The following is a 20,055-nucleotide window of genomic DNA, read 5'->3' as shown; positions in this document are numbered from 1 at the left end:
CACGGCTACGGCCGGGATTTTTTTGTATCGGAAGTCGCGATCAGCTTGAAAATGTGGTGCCACTATTGATACCATTTTCCACATGGCGGCTTCGAAGAAGATCCTTGATCAGATGCGACATGAACCGGCTAATGTCCGGTTCGGTGACCTCAAGAAAGTCTGCGAGGAATACTTCGGCAAGCCACGCCAGATTGGCACCAGTCACGCGATTTTCAAGACACCTTGGGCTGGCGATCCTCGAATCAACATTCAGGACGACAAGGGAAAAGCCAAGGCATATCAGGTTCGGCAGGTGCTTCTCGCAATCGCGAAGTTGGAGGAAATGCACCGTGAGCGTTGATCACTATACCTACCGCGTTACGTGGTCGCCGGAGGATGGCGAACATGTGGGCCTGTGCGCGGAATTTCCGTCGCTGTCGTGGCTGGCTGAAACGCCGGAAGCGGCCTTGAAAGGCATCCGCCAAGTGGTAGCGGATGTTGTGGCCGAGATGCAGACCGCTGGCGAGAAGATCCCGTCACCGATTGCTGAAAAACACTACAGCGGCGAATTCCGGGTTCGCATTCCGCCTGAGGTCCATCGCGCCTTGGCGATGCAGGCTGCCGAACAAGGAGTCAGCCTGAACCGTCTCGCGAGCGCCAAGCTGGCTGCTTGATCGGCTACGGCCACCACGGATCATCGAGTTTGGTTGCGGCCGCTGCCTTTTCCCGACGCCCATCGCCAGATCGACTGGACGCACGAACACGTCTTTCTCGACCAGGAACTGCGCCAGGTCGTGCGCGACGCCGAGCTCGGCCGGCGCTTTGTCGATAAGCTGGTGCGGGTCACGCGCCTCGGCGGCGGCGAAGGATGGGTGTACGTCCATGTCGAGGTGCAGGGCAGCCGCGAAGCGGACTTCGCCAGGCGCATGTTCGTCTACAACTACCGCCTCTTCGACCGCTACGACCGCCCGGTGGCGAGCCTCGCCGTGCTCGCGGATGAAGAGGCCGGGTGGCGACCCGACCAGTTCCACGTCGAAGCATTCGGCTGCGAGACCGGCATCCGCTTTCCGGTCGCCAAACTGACGGACCACGCCGAGCGGCTCGACGCCCTGCTCGCGGACACGAACCCGTTCGCGCTCATAACCGCGGCCCACCTGCTCACGCGCCAGACCCGCCAGGATCCCGCCACCCGCTTCCAGGCCAAACGCCGGCTCGTTCGCCTGCTCTACGAACGCGACTGGAACAAGCGCCGCATCCTGCGCCTGTTCTCGGTGCTCGACTGGATGATGCAGCTGCCGAAGGCCCTCGAGGCCAAACTGTGGCAGGATATCGAAGACATTGAAGGAGAACGGAAAGTGCGATACGTGACCAGCGTCGAACGGCTCGCAATCGAGCGCGGTATGCAAAAAGGCATGGAAAAAGGCCTGGAGCAAGGCATAGTGAAAGGCGAAGGCACCATCCTGCGCCGCCTGCTCACCCGCCGCTTCGGCCCGCTTCCGCAGAACGTGCTCGACCGCCTTGCCCGTGCCGACTCCGAGCAACTGGAAACCTGGGCCGACCGGGTGATCGACGCCGCGAGCCTCGACGAAGTCTTCGCCGACGACTGATTCGGCCGGCGCGGCAGCCGGCGCATTCCGGCAGGTCGCCTCCTGCTCGACCACATCGCTGCACCCGCTCGCGGGTCGCCGTCAGCCGCACTCCGAACGCAGCCTGCATCCTCACCGCGGCGGCCAGGCACGAGGAAGCCTCATCGTCCATGCATCGTCGCTCCCCCGGTCGTTTTGTCCTGCCGAATCCGGGCATCTCTTACTATGGGCCGCTTACGGTGTTCGCTGTACCTTGCGATCATCCGCGGCCTTCGCCGCATGCGTGGAGCACGCCACCGTGTCGAGCGTTTCCGCCTCGCCGATCGAAGTTCTCCTGGTCGACGACCAGCGGGCGATTCTGGCCGGCGTGACCGCGCTGATCGAAAGCGAGGCGCCGCGTATGCGGGTCGCGGGTCACGCCCGCGGCGGCCGCCAGGCGCTCGAACTCGCCCGCAGCGTCCGGCCCCACGTCATCGTGCTCGATGCCGACCTCGGCGGCGAGGATGGGCTCGACCTCATTCCGCTGCTTCTCGACTGCTGCAGCGCCGCGATCGTCGTCTTCACCTGCCTCGCCGAACCCGGCGTACGCCTGCGGGCGCTACGCCTCGGCGCGGTCGGCTTCATTGCGAAAACCGCACCGGGCGAAGAACTGATCGCGGCGATCCGCAGGGCGACCGGCTGAAGGGAAAGTTGAAGGTGACAATTGTCACGGACCGGACGGGCAAACGAGACCACCCCGGCTAGTCGCATCGGCCGATGCCGAACCGGCGCCGCCGGATCACCATGAAAATCGGAATCCGATAGACCGAATCGTCGCGGGAAAGCAGCACCCGCCGGCAGCGTTCGAGACAAACCCCGCTGGAATGACACGCGCGCCGTCCGAAAAGGTATTGACGGCGGGATTGCTGCCCGGTGGGAACAAAGCGTGGAGATATGTCAAATGGCCCGTACCGCACACATCCTGGGTTCAGCGCAAACACAGTCGCTGACCGGTGCAGCCCTCTCGGTGTTGTGGCTGCTTTTCGCGGTCGCGCATCTTTTCGGCTTCGCGCAAACCGGAAAAACAAGTCTCTTGGTATTCGCCATAGCCGAAACGCTCGTCGCGGTATTTTTCCTGCTGCGCACGCCGCCGAAAACGCTCACGACAAAACCTTCCGAGTGGGTCGTGGCCGTCGCGGGAACGTTTCTTCCGCTGCTTCTCCGCCCCACGGCGGATAGCCCGGTGCCGATCGCCGAATGGGGTCTGATGCTCGGTTCGGCGCTGCAAATCGCCGGCGTGCTGTCGCTGAACCGCAGCTTGGCCATTGTTCCGGCGCTGCGCGAACTCAAGACCCGTGGCATGTATTCGCTCGTCCGACATCCGATCTACACCAGCTATCTGGTCACATTTTCGTTCTACCTCGCGGCCAATTTTTCGACCCGGAATCTGCTGATCGTGACGGCCAGCCTGAGCCTGCTGCTGGCGCGCGTGCATTTCGAGGAAAGACATCTCGGACAGACACCCGAGTACCAGGCCTATCGCAGCCGCGTCAGGTGGCGGCTCATCCCGTTCGTGTTCTGATACGCAAGCCTCGACAAATGCGCCGCGGCCTCCCGCTCAACGGGACGCCGCGGCGCTTTGCGCTTCCTGCCCGCCTATTTTCCCGTCGCCCGTCCACCAACGCGACCTGCGCTGCGTGCGATCGTTTCTGCCGGAGCCGCTGCTGTGTTGCTCAAGCACAAGCGCCCAGGCACAAGCACTCTGCGGCACGAAGCACCCGGATCGCCCCGCGCAGGCCATACGCCGGGTTAATGCCAGCCGTGACAACTGTCACCCATGTCCCTCGTTGCATATGACTAGCCGGATTGGGCGCAATTGCCGATGTCGCGAAAAAGCGGGGAGCCTAATCTGAACTCAAGACGCACAGGACGGGACGACGGAAATGAAGACCGTGCAGATCATGACAATGCTCAACGCATTCCGGGCGGAACAGGACGGCGTCACCGCTATTGAGTACGCACTGCTGGCGGCCCTGATCTTCGGCGTCATTGTTGGTTCGGTCGGCCTGGTCGGGGACAACCTCAAGGTGCTCTATGACGACGTTGCCGCAAAGGTGACGGACGCGGTGTCCTGAAGGGGTAGAGGTTTTACTGCGAGGGGCAAAAGCGACTCGCAGCGGTTTCCCGGAACGGGCCTCCCGCTCCGGTTTGGCAGCCGGAGGTCCGGCGTTTTCTTGATGAAGGAGAGAATCATGTTGGAAATGATGAAGCAGTTCATTCGGGATGAAGAAGGCGTGACGGCGATTGAGTACGGGCTGATTGCGGCGCTGATTGCAGTCGTGATCATCGCAGCTGTAGGTGAGGTCGGGGACAACCTCAAACTTGTCTTCGAAAAAATCCGGGACGAACTGAAACTCTGAGTTGGTCAATTGACGAGAGGTTTCGGATGGGATTGCTGTATCCGGGATCTCTCCTTCAAGTCCCTGTTCCACTCAAATGCTTACAGTAGCGTTGGAGGCAGCTATGACTGCGATCCTCTTGTGCGCGCTTCTTGCGATCGCTGTGGTCACGGATATTCGCCGGCGCCGGATTCCGAACGCCCTTGTCCTGATCGGTTTGGTGCTTGGCTCGCTGCTTCAACTCTTGCCTCCTTCGGGTCTGGGTCCGCTGCATCCAGAGGGTGGCGTCATTGGCTTGTTGTCCGCCCTTCCCGGCGTCGCCGTTGGCTTCGCAGCGCTGTTTCCCCTCTATCTGCTACGCGCGATGGGCGCCGGCGACGTCAAGCTGATGATGATGGTCGGCGCCTTCCTCGGTCCGCTGCAGACTTTCGGCGTGGTCGTGCTGACGTTCCTCGCCGGCGGCGTGCTCGCGCTCGGCATGGCGCTGTGGCAACGCTCGTTCCGGCAACTCGCGGCGAACCTGCGCTTCATGCTGACCACCAGCGCAGTACGCGCCGCGGGCGGCGAAAGCCCGCGCTTCGAACCGCTCGCGCAGACCGCCGGGCGCATGCCTTACGCGGTGGCGATCGCCGCCGGCACCTTGTTGCAACTGATACTGGTCCGCTCCGGCGGCTGGGCACTGAGCTGAACGGATTTTGCGGAGCTTCGCCATGAACGCCTCTTCCAGCGCCCGAGTGATCCCCTTCGACGAACCGTCCGGCTTCCCGCGCGCGCCGCGCACGCTCGAAGAAACCGGGCTGCCGCTGCTGTTCCTCGTCGAACTCGCGGCGAAGCTGCTGTTCGTGCGCGGCCAGCTGCGCCTCACCGAGCTGTCGCAGCAGCTGCGCCTGCCAGCGAACGTGCTCGAAAGCCTGCTCGCGTTCATGCGCGCGGAGCGGATCTGTGAAGTCATGCGCCGCGGCGAGACGGACGGCGACATCCTGTATGAACTCACCGACGCAGGCCGCGCGCGCGCCGCCGAATTCCTCGGCCGCTGCAAATACGCCGGCGCCGCGCCGGTCGGCCTCGCGGCGTATGTCGCCCAGGTCGAGCGCCAGTCGGTGACGAAGATGTGCGTGACCCGCGAGGGCGTGAACGAAGCGTTTCGCGGTCTGATCATCAAGCCGGAAGTGTGCGACCAGCTCGGCGCCGCGATGGGTTCGGGACGTGCGCTGTTCCTCTACGGCCCCGCGGGCGCCGGCAAGACCTACCTCGCCGAACGGCTCGCGCTGCTGCTCGATGGCGACGTCGCAGTGCCGCACGCGATCCTCGTCGACGGCGAGATCATTCAGGTGTTCGACCCGCTGATCCATGCGCCGGTCGAGGACGACCATCGTCCCGCGGTGCTCGACAACCTGCTGCGGCCGGACCTGCGCTGGGTGCGCTGCCGGCGGCCGGTCGCGATCACCGGCGGCGAACTGACGCTGCGCATGCTCGACCTCGACTACGACGCGGGCACCGGCTTCTACCAGGCGCCGCCGCACGTCAAGGCGAATGGCGGGCTGTTCGTCGTCGATGACCTCGGCCGGCAGCTCGTCACGCCGGAGCAGCTGATGAACCGCTGGATCGTGCCGATGGACCGGCGTCACGACTACCTCGCGCTGCACAGCGGCACGAAGTTCACGCTGCCGTTCGACGTCGTGCTGGTGTTCTCGACGAACCTGATGCCGTCCGACGTCGCCGACCCGGCCTTCCTGCGCCGCCTCGGCTACAAGATCCATATCGGGCCGATGGACGAAGACGAATACAGGAACATATTCACGTGCGTTTGCGAAGAAAGCGGCGTACCGTTTGATGACGCCGTGTTTCAGACGCTGCTGAATGACTACCACGCGGTGCATGGGCAGCCGCTGCTGGCGTGCTTCCCGCGCGACATCGTGAACCAGATCGCCGACCTCGCCCGCTACCTCGGCGAACCGGCACAGCTGACGCCCGACGCGCTGCACTGGGCCTGGCACAACTACTTCGCGACCCGCTAGGGCCGCGCATCGAAGGGAGGGGCCGGCGGCGCACCGATGGCCGCCGGCACTGGCACCGGAACGCCCGCCACGGCGGGCATTTGCAGGACCGCGAGGCAGACTCTGACGGTCCGGAAACAAGGGGGCTCACATGAAGGCCAAAGGTCTCGTCTTTCTTCTGGTCGCGATGCTCGCCGGCCTTGCCGCCGTCGCCCTCGGGACACGCTGGCTGCAGGCGAAGACCGGCGGCGACGGCAACCGCATCGCCGTCGCGGCAGTCGAGCTGCAACTCGGCGGCCGAATCGGGCCGGAGGCGATCCGCCTCGTGGAGTGGCCATCCAGCAGCATTCCCAGCGGCGCCTTCACCGATCTCGCCGCGCTCGACGGCCGCGTCGCGATCACCGGCATCCAGCCCGGCGAACCGATCCTTGAATCCCGCCTCGCCCCGGTCGGCACCAAAGGGGGGCTTTCCGCAGTCGTGCCCGACGGCAAGCGCGCGATCACCGTGCGCGTCAATGACGTCGTTGGCGTCGCCGGCTTCACGCTGCCCGGCAACTATGTCGACATCATGGTGAATACCGAGGACGCGGGAGCGAAACAGAACAACGAGGACCGGATGATCTCGAAGATCGTGCTCGAGCGCATCCTCGTGCTCGCCGTCGCGCAGGAAGCGAACCGCGACGAGACGAAGCCCCGCGTCGTCAATGCCGTCACGCTCGAAGTCACCCCCGAGCAGGCCGAGCGGCTCGACCTCGCGCGCAGCGTCGGCAACCTGTCGCTGGTGCTGCGCAACCAGATCGATTCGAGCCCCACCGAGACCGCCGGCATTACCAAGGCGATGCTGCTGCGCACCTCGGTCGAGGTGCCGCCCCCGGCCCCGGTCAAGGTGGCGGCCCCGCGCCGCGCCGCCGCCAAGCCGCGCCCTGCGCCCGCCCCCGGCGCACAGGTCTGCGTCGAGGTGATCCGCGGCGTCAGCAAGGTCAACGAATGCTTCTAGCCAAATCGAACCGATCACGGATCGCAGGGGACATCATGACCACGAACAAGAACAGCAGCAGTCGCAGGCTCGCGGGGGTTGGCACGACAGCGTTCATCGCGCTGATGCTGTCCGGCGCGGCACAGGCGGCCGTCACCGGCACGCCGGCGAAAAAACCCGCCGCCGCCGTCGCTGGCGGCGGCTCGCCCTGCGGGCGTGTCGAAATCGCGCCGATGGTGACGATCCCGGTCGGCAAGTCGTCGGTGATCCGGCCGCAGGTTCCCGTCACGCGCATCCTGCTCGGCAACCCGGAAAACGCCCAGGCCGCGCGCCCGAGCACCGAACCCGCGAAGGACGACAAGGGCGCCCCGCAAACGAAGCAGGCCGACGGCCGCCCCGGCGTCGCCCAGGTCGACGTGCTGCTGCTGAGCCCGAACGAGATCTACCTGCTCGGCAAGACCGTCGGCTCGACGAACGTCGTGCTCGTCGACCGCTCCGGCGGCTGCACCGCGCTCGACGTGGTTGTGGCAATGGACGTGACCTCGGTGCAGGGCGCCCTCGCAACCCTGCTTCCAAACGAGACCGGTATCAAGGTGAGCTCGGCGTACGACTCGCTGGTGCTCACCGGCACCGTCAGCGACGCGACGAAGGTCGATCGCGCCGTCGAGATCGCCTCGGCGTACGTTCGGGACGGCGGCGGAGAGGACGGACGCAACGTGCGGGTGCTGAACATGCTCAACGTCGGGGCGCCGCAACAGGTGATGCTGGAAGTGAAGGTCGCGGAGGTGTCGAAAGCAGTGCTCGACCGCTTCGGCATCGACTTCACCCGCGCCTATGCCGCCGGCGACGGCTCGATGATCCGCTTCCTGTCCGGCGTCTTCGGCGGACGCGGCGCCGTCGGCGGCCAGGTGTCGGGCACGGTCGGCGCCCGCGTCGGCGGCGGCATCGTCGACGCCCTCAGCAACAGCAGCGCGACCAGCGCGATCACCGCGCCGATCGGCGAAGCGACGATCGGCAGCGACGTAACCAAGATCCCGCTGATCTCCGGCAGCAACAGCACGATGCTCAGCGTCGATGCATTGAAGAGCGACGGCCTGATCAAGATCCTCGCCGAGCCGACGGTGATGGCGATCAGCGGCCAGGAAGGCAGCTTCCTCGCCGGCGGCAAGATTTTCATTCCGGTATCGCAGAACGACGGGGGCGGGAGAACGATCACGCTGGAGGAAAAGGAGTTCGGCGTTTCGGTGAAATTCACGCCCACCGTGCTGGAAGGCGGGCGCATCAACCTCGCGGTGCGGCCTGAGGTATCCGAACTGAACCGCGAGGGTGTCGGCCTCACTGCACCGGGCATCAATGGCCTGGCGATCCTGCCATCCTTCACGACGCGCCGGGCCTTCACCACCGTCCAGCTGCACGATGGCCAGAGCTTCGCGATCGGCGGCCTGATCAAGAACAACACGACGACCAACATCAAGGCCTTCCCCTTCCTCGGCGAGATCCCGGTGCTCGGCGCGCTGTTCCGCAGCACCGAATTCCAGACCGACCGCTCCGAGCTGGTGTTCGTCATCACGCCGCGCCTGGTGAAGCCGCTGCCGCCGGACTACGCACTGCCGACCGACAACTACGTCGAGCCGAACCGCGCCGACGTGATTCTGCGCGGCAAGGTCGAAGGCGATGGACCCGCTCCAGCCGACAGGATGGAAACGATGCCCGGCATCACCGAGCCCGCCCGCGGCGGCTTCGAACCCAAGTGAGGAGGCGGATCATGAACAAATTCGCGAACCTGACCGGCGCCCTGGTGATCCTGGGCCTGACCGGCTGCATGTCCACCTCGCCCCACTGGGACGCCCGTTTCGGCGAAGCCGCGCGAACCGTCGCCGCGCAGCAGGTGATCGCCCCCGACGCCTCACACAACGCCGACCCGGTCGCGGGAATCGACGGCAAGGCGGCGCAGGGGGCGATGGGCGAATATGCCAAGAGCTATACGCAACCCCAGCCCCAACCCAACGTGTTCACCATCGGCGTGGGCAGCGGCGGTTCGGGGCGCTGACACCATGCGCGCGAGGAGAGCAGACATGCCAAAGGCTTTCAGCATACGTTCCCGGCAGCGCGGTACGGTCGCGATCATCACCGGGCTGTCGCTGGTGGTGCTGATGGGATTCGCCGGCCTCGCACTCGATGGTGGTCATCTCTATCTGACCAAGACCGAGTTGCAGAACGCGGCCGATGCCTGTGCGCTGGCTGCGTCCTACGAGCTGACCGGCTCGCCGATTCCGGCGGAAAACTTCACGCGGGCCGAAAATGCAGGCAAGACGGTCGGAGCGGAGAACCGCGTCGATTTTCAGGGCGGCGCCATCCAGGTCGCGGACATCGATGTGACGTTCTCGACTTCGCTCGCCGGTTCGTGGCTGTCCGCAGGGGGGGCGACCGGCAACTCGAAGTACGTGCGCTGCACGATTACCGAAAGCGGAATAGCGCCGTGGTTCATGCAGGTCATGGGCTTCGACGATCAAACGGTGAGCGCCCTTGCCACCGCCACCCTATCCCCGTCGCAGAACAACTGCGCGATTCCCATGGGCCTATGCACCACCCCCGGCAGCTCGGCACCGCACTTCGGCTACGTCAAGGGCAACTGGTACTCGATGAACTTCAAGGAAAGCGGCGGCGGTACGATGGAAAACCTGACGGGCGATTTCCGCTGGGTGGACTTCGATCCGAGCACGACTACGCCCAATTGCTCCGGCAAGGGCGCGCAGGAACTCTCCTGCCTGTTCGAGGGAGCGGGACAGTGCAATCTGCCGCCGAACGGCCCGCCCACCTGTCCTACCTCTGGCAATTCGACCCCAACACCGGGCTGTGTCGGCGACGCCGGCCAGAAGACTAGTATCGGCAAGGCGTTCAACACGCGCTTCGGGATCTGTCAGGGGGGAGCGTCGTGTACGGACGACGAACTGAAGAGCGCCCCGCCCGACTTCACCGGCCTCGCCTACAACACGACGAACTGGTCATTGGGCCGTGACGCGTACAAGGGCTCCGTTGTCGAAGGCACGCCGAACTTCGTCGCGGCGCGCACTTCGCACCTCCAGGTACAAAGTTCCGAACTGCCCAACGGAACAACCCGGGCCAGCACTGCGCAGATGATCTCGTTCGGCGCAGACCGACGCCTGGTCACCGTACCCTTCCTGCAGTGCGACTCTTTCGCCGGCGGACAGCACGCACCAATCCGCGGCTATGCCTGCATCCTGATGCTGGAACCATACAAGAAGGCTGGCAGCGACGTCACCGTCAGCGCCGAGTATCTCGGCGCATCGAATGAACCGGGCAGCCCCTGCGCCACCTCGGGCGCGGTCGGCAGCTCAACCTCGGTCGGGCCGCTGGTGCCCGCCCTGGTCCAGTGAGGATTCGAGCCATGCGTCGCCACATGCGCGGTGTCGCCGCCGTCGAATTCGGGATTCTGCTTATCCCGCTGGTGATGCTGGGCTTCGGCATCACCGAGTTCGGCCGCGCGATCTACTCGTACAACACCCTGGGCAAGGCGGTGCGCGACGCCGCCCGCCATCTGACATCGAAAACGCCGGGGGATCCTGTCGAGCACGCGATCGCCAAGTGTCTGGCGGTGCATGGCAGCCCGGATTGCAGCGGCGCGGCGCTGGCGCCAGGCCTGAAAACAGGCATGGTGCAGACCTGTGACACGATCCTCAGCTGCACCGGCGTCGAGAACACCGTGACGACCGGAACCGGGACGATCAACACGGTGACGGTGCGGATCAGCGGCTATCCGTACAACTCCGTCGTCGAGTACGTGATGCCGGACATCACCTTCAACAACATCGCGGTCACGATGAGGTCGCAGCTATGAACTCGCGAATCACAAACGACAGGAAGCGGCAGTGCGGTGTCGCCGCGGTTGAATTCGCGGTGGTCGCAGCGCTGTTCTTCACCTTGCTGATCGGCATCATGGAGTTCGGACGGATGCTGTGGACCTGGAACGCCGCAGCGGAAGCCACCCGGCTCGGCGCGCGCCTTGCGGTCGTCTGCGACAAGGATGCCTCGATCATCGAGACCCGCATGCGACAGATGCTGCCGTCGTTCGCGGCGGCGACGATCACAATCGACTATCTCGATCCCCCCAACGCCTCTTGTGACGTCGCGACCTGCAAGTCGGTGCGGGTACGCCTGTCGAACTACACGCACCAGACGGTGATTCCGTTCGTTCCCCTTGCCGTGCCGCTGCCCGCGTTCCAGACGACGCTGCCGCGCGAAAGCATGAGCAGTTCCGGCAATCCCGTGTGCAGTTGACCGCACCGCTACCGCGTTGAGAGGACGCCATGAAAATCAGAATTCTTTCCGACAGCCATGACAACGCCGAGCGCCTGCGCACAACGCTGGTTCAGGCGGGCCAGGCGATGGACGTCGCAGTCGGACACGCGACGTCGAACGATCCGATCGGCGCCGTCAACGGCACGGTGCCCGATATCGTCGTACTCGATGCCTTCGAGCCGAGCGGCCTCGACGCACTCGAGCGGCTGACGCAGCGCTATCCCACGATCGACCCGATCGTCATCACTGCCGACACCTCGACCGCCTTCCAGCTGCAGGTCTTTCGCGCCGGCGGACGCGAAGTGCTGTCGAGCGCGCCGGGCGTCGAGGCCCTCAAGGCGGCGCTCGCACGCATTGTCCGCAAGCGCGGCGGCGCCGCGGCCGACGGCAAGATCCTCGCGATGACCTCGTGCAAGGGCGGCAGCGGCGCGACCTTTCTCGCGACGAACCTCGCGTGGGTGCTCGCCACCACCCATGCCAAACGGGTCGCGCTGATCGATCTGAACCTGCAGTTCGGCGACGCGGCAATGTTCGTCACCGACCAGAAGCCGGCGAGCAACCTCGCGCTGGTGTGCCAGCAGATCCATCGCCTCGATGCCGCCTTCCTCGCGTCGGCGATGATCGAGGTCGCGCCCGGTTTCCACCTCCTCGCGGCACCGGAGGACCCGGCACACGCGACTGACGTCAAGCCCGAGCACGTCGAGGCGATCCTCAAGGTGGCGCGCGCGAACTACGACTTCGTCATCGTCGATGTCGGCCGCTCGCTCGACGCGGTGAGCCTGCGACCGTTCGACATGGCGGACAGGATCTTTCCGGTGGTGCAGCTCACGTTGCCGTTCATCCGCGAAGCCAAGCGCCTGGTCGAGGTGTTCGTGTCGCTGGGTTACCCGATGTCGAAAGTCGGGCTGATCGTCAATCGCCACCAGAAGAACAGCGACATCGGGCTGCAGGACCTGGAACGCACGGTCAATGCGAAGGTGTTCAAGACGGTGCCGAATTGTTACGAGGCGGTCGCCGCGTCGGTAAATCAGGGCGAGCCGATCGCACGGCTGGCGAAGAGCAGCCCGGTGACGAAGGCCTTGCGCGAGATCGCCGAATCGCTTGCCGCCGAGCCGGAGAAGACTGGCAAGGGCTGGCTCGGGCGCCTGTTCGCGACGCACTGAAGCCGACTGCCAACAACTGAGGGAGCATGAAATGAGTCTGCGCCAGCGTCTCGAATCGGTCTCGCCGGAAAACGCCCTGCGCTCGCAGGCGGCTTCCGACTCCAGCGCGAGCAGGGCCTACCAGAGCCTGAAATTGCACATCCACCAGTTGCTGCTGTCGCGCATCGATCTCGAGGCGATGGAGAACCTCGCCCCCGAGCGGCTGCGGGACGAGCTGCGGCTGATGGTCGAGCGCCTGCTCGCCGAGGAAAACGTCGTCATCAACACGAACGAACGACGCGATTTGGTGCGCGACATCCAGTACGAGATGCTCGGCCTCGGGCCGATCGAGCCGCTGCTCGCCGACCCGACCGTGTCGGACATCCTGATCAACGGCTCGCAGCAGATCTACGTCGAGCGCCACGGCAAGATCGAGCATACGAACATCACGTTCAGCGACGACGCGCACCTGATGAAGATCATCGACAAGATCGTGTCGCGGGTCGGACGGCGTGTCGATGAGTCGAGCCCGATGGTGGATGCGCGCCTGCCGGACGGCTCGCGGGTCAACGCGATCATTCCGCCGCTGGCGCTCGACGGACCGGTCGTGTCGATCCGCCGCTTCGCCGCGATTCCGCTGACGATCGACAAACTGATCGACTTCAAGGCCCTGACGCCGGGGATGGCCGAGCTGCTCGCCGGACTCGTCCGGGCGAAGGTGAACATCCTCATTTCCGGCGGTACCGGCAGCGGCAAGACGACGCTGCTGAACATCCTGTCGCACAACATCCCCGAGGACGAACGCATCGTCACGATCGAGGACGCCGCCGAACTGCAGCTGCAGCAGCCGCACGTGGTGCGGCTCGAAACCCGCCCGCCGAACATCGAGGGCAAGGGCGAGGTGACGCAGCGCGCGCTGGTGAGGAATGCGCTGCGCATGCGCCCCGACCGCATCATCCTCGGCGAGACGCGCGGCGCCGAAGCTTTCGACGTGCTGCAGGCGATGAACACCGGCCACGAAGGTTCGATGACGACGGTGCATGCAAACACGCCGCGCGATGCGCTCGGCCGCATGGAGAACATGATCGGCATGTCCGGCGCGAATCTGCCGCAGAAGGTCGCGCGGGCGCAGATCGCCAGCGCGATCGGCGTCATCGTCCAGGCGAGCCGCCTCACCGACGGCAAGCGCAAGCTGGTGAGCATCCAGGAAATCACCGGCATGGAAGGCGACATGATCACGATGCAGGAGATCTTCACGTTCCGGCAGCAGGGCATCTCGGACAGCGGCGTGGTGCAGGGCCAGTTTGCCGCGACCGGCGTGCGCCCGCATTTCGCCGAGCGCCTGCGCTCCTTCGGCATCCGGCTGCCGGAGGAGATGTTCGACCCGACGCGACGCTTCGAGTGAGGCTGACATGGACATCCTGACGCTGCTGTTTGCACTGGCGACCTTCATCGCCGTGGTGCTGTTTCTCGAGGGCGGCTACCTGTGGTGGGCTTCGACGCGCAGCACGGAAGTGAAACGCCTCAACCGGCGTCTCGAAGAGGTGGCGAGCGGCGTGCAGGGCGCATGGGCAAAATCGTCGCTGTTCAAGGAACAAAGCGCCACGGGCTCGGCTGCAGGCGACCGGCTGCTTGCGGCGATCCCGCACCTGCACGGACTGAACCGGCTGATCGTCCAGTCGCGCCTGAAGCTGACGCTGGCCCAGTTCGTCGGCTGGACGGTGGCGCTCGGCGCGCTCGGCTATGCGGCTCCGGTGCTGCTGAACCGGCCGGTGCTCATCGGCCTGGTCGTCGGCGGCGTGCTGGCCGCGCTGCCGACGCTGTACGTGCTGCGCGCGCGCAACCGGCACATGCAGCGCTTCGAGCAGCAGCTGCCGGAGGCCCTCGACCTGATGAGCCGGGCGCTGCGCGCGGGCCACGCGTTCCCGACCGCGATCAAGATGGTCGGCGAGGAGATGAAGGACCCGGTCGGTGGCGAGTTCCGCATCCTGTTCGACGAGACGAACTACGGCGTGCCGCAACAGACCGCGCTGCTGAACCTCGCGTCACGCACCGACAGCACGGACCTGAACTACTTCGTCATCGCGGTGCTGATCCAGCGCGACTCCGGCGGCAATCTCGCCGAGCTGCTCGACAACATCAGCGCGATCATCCGCGCGCGCCTCAAGCTGTATGGGCAGATCCGCACGCTGTCGGCCGAGGGACGGCTGTCGGCGTGGATTCTCGGCGGCCTGCCGTTCGCGACCGCGGCAATGATCAACCTCGTGAACCCGGGCTTCATGAAGGTGCTGTGGGAGGACCCCGCGGGCATCAATTTCATCTATGGCGCGCTGGTGATGATGGTTCTCGGCGTGGTGTGGATGCGCAAGATCATCCGCATCCGCGTCTAGCCGCGGCGGCAATGGGGAGAAGGCGAACATGAACTATCCGCAAATTGCATTTCTCGGGCTGCTGTTCGTCGCGGTGTCGGCCGGCGCGTTCTTCGTCATCAGCCTGTTTTCGCGCTCGCCGACGGCGGACCGCCTGGACGCACTCGGCGCCGGCAAGGCCTCGTCCGCGCCGGGGGCGGAGGCGTGGATCGAGCGCACCGTCCAATTGACCCGCCCGTTCGCGAAACTGTCGACTCCCGAGGACAGCGAGCACATGTCGGCGCTGCGCACGCGCTTTCTCAATGCCGGCATCCGTCACGCGTCCGCCCCGCTCGCCTACTTCGGCATCAAGACCGTCCTCGCCCTCGGGCTGCCGCTGCTGGTGTATTTCACGGTCCTGATCACGGCGCCGGAACTGCAGTTCCAGGGCACGCTGTTCGTCGTGCTGGTCGCGGCAGCATTCGGCTACTACCTGCCGAACCTCGTGCTGAACCGGCTGATCTTCGTGCGCCAGCGCGAGATCTTCGAGACTTTCCCCGACGCGCTCGACCTGATGACGGTGTGCGTCGAAGCCGGGCTCGGCGTCGAAGCAGCGCTCGTTCGCGTCGCCGACGAGATGCAGCACAAGAGCGAGGCGCTCGCCGAGGAACTCCACCTCGTGACGCTGGAACTGCGCGCCGGGCTCGAACGCGCACGCGCGCTGCGCAACCTCGCCACGCGCACCGGCGTCGACGAGGTCGATGGCTTCGTCGCGATGATCATCCAGGCCGAGCGCTTCGGCACCAGCATCGCCGCGTCGCTGCGCATCCATTCGGACATGCTGCGCACCCGCCGCCGCCAGCGCGCCGAGGAAGCCGCGGCGAAGATCGCGCTGAAGCTGCTGTTCCCGCTGATCTTCTTCATCTTCCCGTCGCTGATGCTGGTGCTGCTTGGGCCGGCGATGATCCAGATCTACCGCATCCTGCTGCCGACGATGGCCGGCACCGGCGGCTGACACGAGGGAGAACGGAATGAACAAGCTCGCGCCCACTTTGACACCCGTGTTCGCCGCGCTCGTGCTCGCTGCCTGCAGCACGAGCCCGACGATGCCGGAAAACGCCTGGAAAGTCGCGCCGGTGCAGACCGTGCGCCATGGGGGCGCAAGCGCCGCCGCGGGTTATTTCGCGCTCGGGCGTTACCGGGAGGGGCGGGGCGCCGATGAAGAAGCGATCGCCGCGTACCGCCAGGCCCTGAACGCCGACCCCGGGCACGCCGCAGCATGGAACGCGCTCGGCTCGCTGCAGGCCGCGCTGGGCAGATTCGATGACGGTGTGCGGGCACTCGAACAGGCGGTGAGTCTCGCCCCGGCGGCGAGCCACCTGTACAACAATCTCGGCTACGCGCTGCTGCTCGCGGGACGGCCTGACGCCGCCGCGACGTCGCTGCGCCGCGCCGTCGAACTCGACGGCAACAACCGCCGCGCGTGGACCAATCTGGCAACGGCTTATCGGCGCCTGGGCGTGCAGGACAAGGCGGAGTTCGCCGCCGCGCCAGGGCGCGCGCCAGCGGTGACCTCGCCGGCCATGGCGGTTGCCGGACCTGCGGTCAGCACCACGCCGAGCGCAAGGCTCGTGAAAGTTGCCGAAAACGTCTTCGAACTGCTCAATGCACCGGTAAGGCGTGATACGGCGGTCGTCGAGGCAGCCGCGATCATCACGGCCGTCGCCCGCCCCTCTGCCCTCGCCCGGCCGGCCGAGGCGTTTGTCGTTCGCGCCGCCACCCCGAGCGTCGCAGAGGGACTGCCTCCGGCTGCTGCGCCCCTTCCGCCAGCGTCCCGGCCGGTGCGCTACGAGATCTCGAACGGTCATGGGGGCGAAGGCCTCGCCCGGCGACTCGCCGGATTGCTCGGACAGCAAGGGGGGGCGCGCCCGCGACTGACGAACAGCCGACCGTTCGACCAGGCCGCCTCCTTCGTCGAATACCGCGACGGCTACCGCGAAGCGGCCACCGCGTTCGCCGCCGGCCTGCCGTTCCGGCCGGCAATCCGGGCCACGGCATCAAACGATCTCGCCGTCGACGTGCGGCTGATGCTGGGGCGCGACCTCACCAGCAGCGACGCCTGCGCCGTATTGGGGCTGTGCGCCCGGATCGCCCGCAGTCCCGCCGGGCAGCTTGCAGCGGTGCACCCCGCTGCCGCTTCCGGCCAGTGAGCGGGCACTGCGCCGCGCACATAAAAACGACCCCCGCCGGACGGTAGCCCTGGCGGGGGTCGTGCCGCCGTGCCGAAGCACGACGGTGTCTCTTGTAGCTGGGCTCAGTGGCTGGAGGCGGTCGCCGCTCCGACGCCGGTCTGCGCGCGCACGTACTGGTCTTCGAAGGCTTCGATCTCGCGCTTGGCCCGCGCGCTCATGTCGAGCTTCGACACGATGATCGTCAGCAGGAACGCGATCGGCATCGAGAACAGCGCCGGCTGCGTGTAGGGGAAGATCGCCGAGGCATTGCCGAGCACGTCCACCCACACCGACTTCGACAGCACGACGAACATCACCGCGCTGACGAGGCCCGAGTAGCCGCCCCACAACGCGCCGCGTGTCGTCAGGCCCCTCCAGTACATCGACAGGATCAGCACCGGGAAGTTGGCCGACGCGGCGACGCCGAAAGCCAGCGCGACCATGAACGCGATGTTCATCTTCTCGAACGCGATGCCGAGCAGCACCGCGACGACGCCGAGGCCGATCGTCGCGAACTTCGACACTTTCAGCTCGGTCGATTCCGAAGCCTTGCCTTTCATGATCACGCGCGAGTAGATGTCGTGCGAGATCGCCGACGCACCGGCCAGCGCGAGGCCGGCGACGACCGCGAGGATCGTCGCGAACGCGACCGCCGACAGGAAGCCGAGCAGCAGGTTGCCCCCGACGGCGCTCGCGAGGTGCATCGCGATCATGTTGCCGCCGCCGATGACTTTGCCGCCGAGCTCGCCGCCTTCGAAGAACGCCGGGTTCGTGCCGACGATCAGGATCGCGCACAGACCCATGATCGCGATGACGTTGAAGAAGTACGCGACGATGCCCGAAGCGTAGAGCACCGACTTGCGCGCTTCCTTGGCGTCGGTGACGGTGAAGAAGCGCATCAGGATGTGCGGCAGGCCGGCCGTGCCGAACATCAGCCCGAGGCCGAGCGAGATCGCGGTGACCGGATCGGCGAGCAGGCTCCCCGGCGCGAGCAGCTTGTCGCCGAGCTTGTGCATTTCCATCGCGCGCGTCGTCAGCTCGTCGAAGCTGAAACCGAACTGGCTGAACGCCAGCAGCATCACCGTCGTGCCGCCGATCAGCAGCATGCAGGCCTTGATGATCTGCACCCAGGTCGTCGCGACCATGCCGCCGAACGTGACGTACACCATCATCAGCGCGCCGACGACGAACAGCGCATAGACGTAGTCGAGGCCGAACAGCAGCTTGATCAGCTGGCCGGCGCCGACCATCTGAGCGACGAGGTAGAAGCACACCACGGTCAGGGAACTGACCGCCGCCATCGTGCGCACCTTGCCCTGGTCGAGGCGGTACGACGTGATGTCGGCGAACGTGAACTTGCCGAGGTTGCGCAGGCGCTCAGCCATCAGGAACAGGATGATCGGCCAGCCGACGAAGAACGCGATCATGTAGATGTACGCATCGACGCCCTGCGTGTACATCATCGCGGTCAGGCCGAGCAGCGTCGCCGCCGACATGTAGTCACCGGCAATCGCCAGCCCGTTCTGCCAGCCGGTGATGCCGCCGCCGGCGGTGTAAAAATCGGCCGTCGACTTGGTGCGGCTCGCCGCCCAGTAGGTGATGCCGAGCGTCATCAGCACGAAGGCGAAGAACATGCCGATCGCGGTGAGATTGACGCCCTGCTTCTCGGTGGCTTCGATCGCGTCACCGCCGAACGCCGAAGCAGCGAATCCCAGCGGCAGCAGGCCGCCCGCGAGGCGCGACAGGAAGGATGATTTCCTCATTTTTCGTCCTTCCATGCGGCACGCACGATTTCATTGTTGATGTCGTCGAACTCGCCGTTGGCGCGGCGCACGTAGACCAGGGTCAGCACCCAGAAGAAGATGAACTGGAACAGGCCGGCGGCGACGCCGAACGTCAGGTTGCTGGTACCGGACAGGCGCGAGCCGATCAGATCGGGCGCGAACGCCACGAGCAGCACGAAGCCGTAGAAAATCGTCAGCACGATGGCCGACAGAATCGTCGCAAAGCGCGTGCGCTTCGAAACGAGTTCCGTAAAACGCGGATTGCGCCTGATATGCGCATACATGGAACTGGACACTTTCACCTCTCCCAAAGTAAGAAAGCAACGAAAACACGGCTGCCCCCGCCTTCCCCTTCATTTTTCCGCCCGACCGTCTGACGCGGTCGTGGCATGGGGCGGATGATATATCATCCAAACCGCTCCATACCGTGGAGTATGGAAGTTTTTTTGTAACGCATAAAAAGAATTTTTATTACATAAAACACAAGCGAAAACAGCATGTTGAAGACTACCCACGGCAACGCTCGATGAAAGGCCGGATCGTTTTTTCGTCCGCTGACGGTGTCGCGACCCTCGTGTTGTCGAACCCCGGCAAGCTCAACGCGATCGACTCGGCGATGTGGATCGCGCTGCACGAAACGTTCGAACGGATCGCGGCCGACAACAACCTGCGCTGCGTGATCCTGCGCGGCGACGGCGACAAGGCCTTCGCGGCGGGCGGCGACATCGAGGAATTCCTTACCGTGCGCGCGACGGTCGAGGACGCTTTGCACTACCACGACGAACTCGTCGCGGCCGCGCTCGACGCGATCCGTGCATGTCCGGTTCCGACCGTTGCCGCGATCCAGGGCGCGTGCATCGGCGGCGGCCTCGAGATCGCGGGCTGCTGCGACCTGCGCATCGCCGGCGAATCGGCGCGCTTCGGCGCACCGATCAACCGCCTCGGCTTCTCGATGTATCCGGGCGAGATGGCCGGACTGCTCGACCTCGTCGGCCCGGCGGTGCTGCTCGAGATCCTGCTCGAAGGCCGCATCCTGAGCGCGCGTGAAGCGCTGCAGAAAGGCCTGCTGACACGCATCGTCGACGACGAGAAAGTGATCGACGAAGCGCAGGCGAGCGCCGCCCGCATCGCCGCGGGGGCGCCGCTCGTCGCGCGCTGGCACAAGCAGTGGGTGCGCCGGCTGATGCGGGACGAACCGCTGAGCGCGGACGAAAAGCGCGCCGCCTTCGCCTTCCTCGACACCGCGGACTACCGCGAAGGGCTCGAAACCTTCTTCGCCAAGCGCCCGCCGCGCTTCACCGGACGATAGCGCGC

Annotated in this window: 23 protein-coding genes; 21 read left to right on the top strand and 2 right to left on the bottom strand. The window is 65.5% G+C overall.

What is annotated here, in order from left to right:
* Window positions 1–82: 82 nt before the first annotated feature.
* The 20 genes from GO606_RS06235 to GO606_RS06140 all read left to right on the top strand — a co-directional run bounded on the left by GO606_RS06235 (window position 83) and on the right by GO606_RS06140 (window position 16,936).
* Window positions 83–340, top strand: coding sequence for a toxin HicA (locus tag GO606_RS06235; protein ID WP_169119187.1), 258 nt, complete (start codon window positions 83–85; stop codon window positions 338–340).
* Window positions 330–653: a type II toxin-antitoxin system HicB family antitoxin gene (locus tag GO606_RS06230; RefSeq protein WP_169119188.1), complete on the top strand. Its 324-nt coding sequence runs from the start codon at window positions 330–332 to the stop codon at window positions 651–653. The genes GO606_RS06235 and GO606_RS06230 overlap by 11 nt, the downstream gene beginning before the upstream one ends.
* A 33-nt stretch (window positions 654–686) precedes the next feature.
* Window positions 687–1,586: a DUF4351 domain-containing protein gene (locus GO606_RS06225; RefSeq protein WP_169119189.1), complete on the top strand. Its 900-nt coding sequence runs from the start codon at window positions 687–689 to the stop codon at window positions 1,584–1,586.
* A 277-nt stretch (window positions 1,587–1,863) separates the two neighbouring features.
* Entirely contained in the window at window positions 1,864–2,247 is a 384-nt protein-coding gene (locus GO606_RS06220; RefSeq protein WP_169119190.1) for a response regulator, read from the top strand.
* A gap of 258 nt (window positions 2,248–2,505) precedes the next feature.
* Entirely contained in the window at window positions 2,506–3,126 is a 621-nt protein-coding gene (locus tag GO606_RS06215; protein WP_169119191.1) for a methyltransferase family protein, read from the top strand.
* Window positions 3,127–3,487: 361 nt separating this feature from the next.
* Entirely contained in the window at window positions 3,488–3,679 is a 192-nt protein-coding gene (locus GO606_RS06210) for a Flp family type IVb pilin (protein ID WP_169119192.1), read from the top strand.
* Between the two features lie 117 nt (window positions 3,680–3,796).
* Complete coding sequence (locus tag GO606_RS06205; protein ID WP_169119193.1) at window positions 3,797–3,964, top strand: Flp family type IVb pilin; 168 nt, start codon at window positions 3,797–3,799, stop codon at window positions 3,962–3,964.
* Between the two features lie 103 nt (window positions 3,965–4,067).
* Window positions 4,068–4,631: an A24 family peptidase gene (locus GO606_RS06200; RefSeq protein WP_169119194.1), complete on the top strand. Its 564-nt coding sequence runs from the start codon at window positions 4,068–4,070 to the stop codon at window positions 4,629–4,631.
* 22 nt (window positions 4,632–4,653) lie between these two features.
* On the top strand, window positions 4,654–5,961 hold the full coding sequence (locus tag GO606_RS06195; RefSeq protein ID WP_169119195.1) for a P-loop NTPase family protein: 1,308 nt from the start codon (window positions 4,654–4,656) through the stop codon (window positions 5,959–5,961).
* 130 nt (window positions 5,962–6,091) lie between these two features.
* Window positions 6,092–6,937, top strand: a complete 846-nt coding sequence (gene cpaB, locus GO606_RS06190) for a Flp pilus assembly protein CpaB (RefSeq protein WP_169119196.1) — start codon at window positions 6,092–6,094, stop codon at window positions 6,935–6,937.
* Between the two features lie 35 nt (window positions 6,938–6,972).
* Entirely contained in the window at window positions 6,973–8,670 is a 1,698-nt protein-coding gene (locus GO606_RS06185) for a type II and III secretion system protein family protein (protein WP_169119197.1), read from the top strand.
* 11 nt (window positions 8,671–8,681) lie between these two features.
* The gene (locus tag GO606_RS06180; protein WP_169119198.1) at window positions 8,682–8,966 is read left to right on the top strand and encodes a pilus assembly protein; all 285 of its coding nucleotides are present in this window, start codon (window positions 8,682–8,684) and stop codon (window positions 8,964–8,966) included.
* 25 nt (window positions 8,967–8,991) lie between these two features.
* On the top strand, window positions 8,992–10,314 hold the full coding sequence (locus GO606_RS06175) for a pilus assembly protein TadG-related protein (protein WP_246979405.1): 1,323 nt from the start codon (window positions 8,992–8,994) through the stop codon (window positions 10,312–10,314).
* 11 nt (window positions 10,315–10,325) lie between these two features.
* The gene (locus tag GO606_RS06170; protein ID WP_169119200.1) at window positions 10,326–10,775 is read left to right on the top strand and encodes a TadE/TadG family type IV pilus assembly protein; all 450 of its coding nucleotides are present in this window, start codon (window positions 10,326–10,328) and stop codon (window positions 10,773–10,775) included.
* Entirely contained in the window at window positions 10,772–11,215 is a 444-nt protein-coding gene (locus tag GO606_RS06165; protein WP_169119201.1) for a TadE family protein, read from the top strand. The genes GO606_RS06170 and GO606_RS06165 overlap by 4 nt, the downstream gene beginning before the upstream one ends.
* A gap of 29 nt (window positions 11,216–11,244) precedes the next feature.
* A complete protein-coding gene (locus GO606_RS06160; protein WP_169119202.1) occupies window positions 11,245–12,399 on the top strand; it encodes a CpaE/TadZ family protein in 1,155 nt (384 codons plus the stop codon).
* Between the two features lie 31 nt (window positions 12,400–12,430).
* Complete coding sequence (locus tag GO606_RS06155) at window positions 12,431–13,783, top strand: TadA family conjugal transfer-associated ATPase (RefSeq protein ID WP_169119203.1); 1,353 nt, start codon at window positions 12,431–12,433, stop codon at window positions 13,781–13,783.
* 7 nt (window positions 13,784–13,790) lie between these two features.
* Window positions 13,791–14,768: a type II secretion system F family protein gene (locus tag GO606_RS06150; RefSeq protein WP_169119204.1), complete on the top strand. Its 978-nt coding sequence runs from the start codon at window positions 13,791–13,793 to the stop codon at window positions 14,766–14,768.
* Window positions 14,769–14,796: 28 nt separating this feature from the next.
* A complete protein-coding gene (locus GO606_RS06145; protein WP_169119205.1) occupies window positions 14,797–15,741 on the top strand; it encodes a type II secretion system F family protein in 945 nt (314 codons plus the stop codon).
* Between the two features lie 16 nt (window positions 15,742–15,757).
* Window positions 15,758–16,936 carry a LytR C-terminal domain-containing protein gene (locus GO606_RS06140; protein WP_169119206.1) on the top strand — a complete coding sequence of 393 codons (1,179 nt, stop codon included), beginning with the start codon at window positions 15,758–15,760 and terminating at the stop codon, window positions 16,934–16,936.
* Between the two features lie 104 nt (window positions 16,937–17,040).
* On the opposite strand, the gene GO606_RS06135 is transcribed toward GO606_RS06140, so the two are convergent.
* Together GO606_RS06135 and GO606_RS06130 are read right to left on the bottom strand one after the other, a co-directional pair.
* Complete coding sequence (locus GO606_RS06135; protein ID WP_169119207.1) at window positions 17,041–18,720, bottom strand: cation acetate symporter; 1,680 nt, start codon at window positions 18,718–18,720, stop codon at window positions 17,041–17,043.
* On the bottom strand, window positions 18,717–19,037 hold the full coding sequence (locus tag GO606_RS06130; protein ID WP_425532192.1) for a DUF485 domain-containing protein: 321 nt from the start codon (window positions 19,035–19,037) through the stop codon (window positions 18,717–18,719). Before GO606_RS06130 ends, GO606_RS06135 begins: the two co-directional genes overlap by 4 nt.
* Before the next feature lie 230 nt (window positions 19,038–19,267).
* Between GO606_RS06130 and GO606_RS06125 the strand changes: the two genes are divergently transcribed.
* Entirely contained in the window at window positions 19,268–20,050 is a 783-nt protein-coding gene (locus GO606_RS06125) for an enoyl-CoA hydratase/isomerase family protein (RefSeq protein ID WP_169119208.1), read from the top strand.
* The last annotated feature ends 5 nt before the right edge of the window (window positions 20,051–20,055 follow it).

It is taken from the genome of Aromatoleum anaerobium (genome assembly GCF_012910705.2).
GTDB classification, from domain to species: domain Bacteria; phylum Pseudomonadota; class Gammaproteobacteria; order Burkholderiales; family Rhodocyclaceae; genus Aromatoleum; species Aromatoleum anaerobium.
The sequence above is the reverse complement of the archived record's forward strand: the minus strand, read 5'-3'. Positions and strand labels throughout refer to the sequence as shown.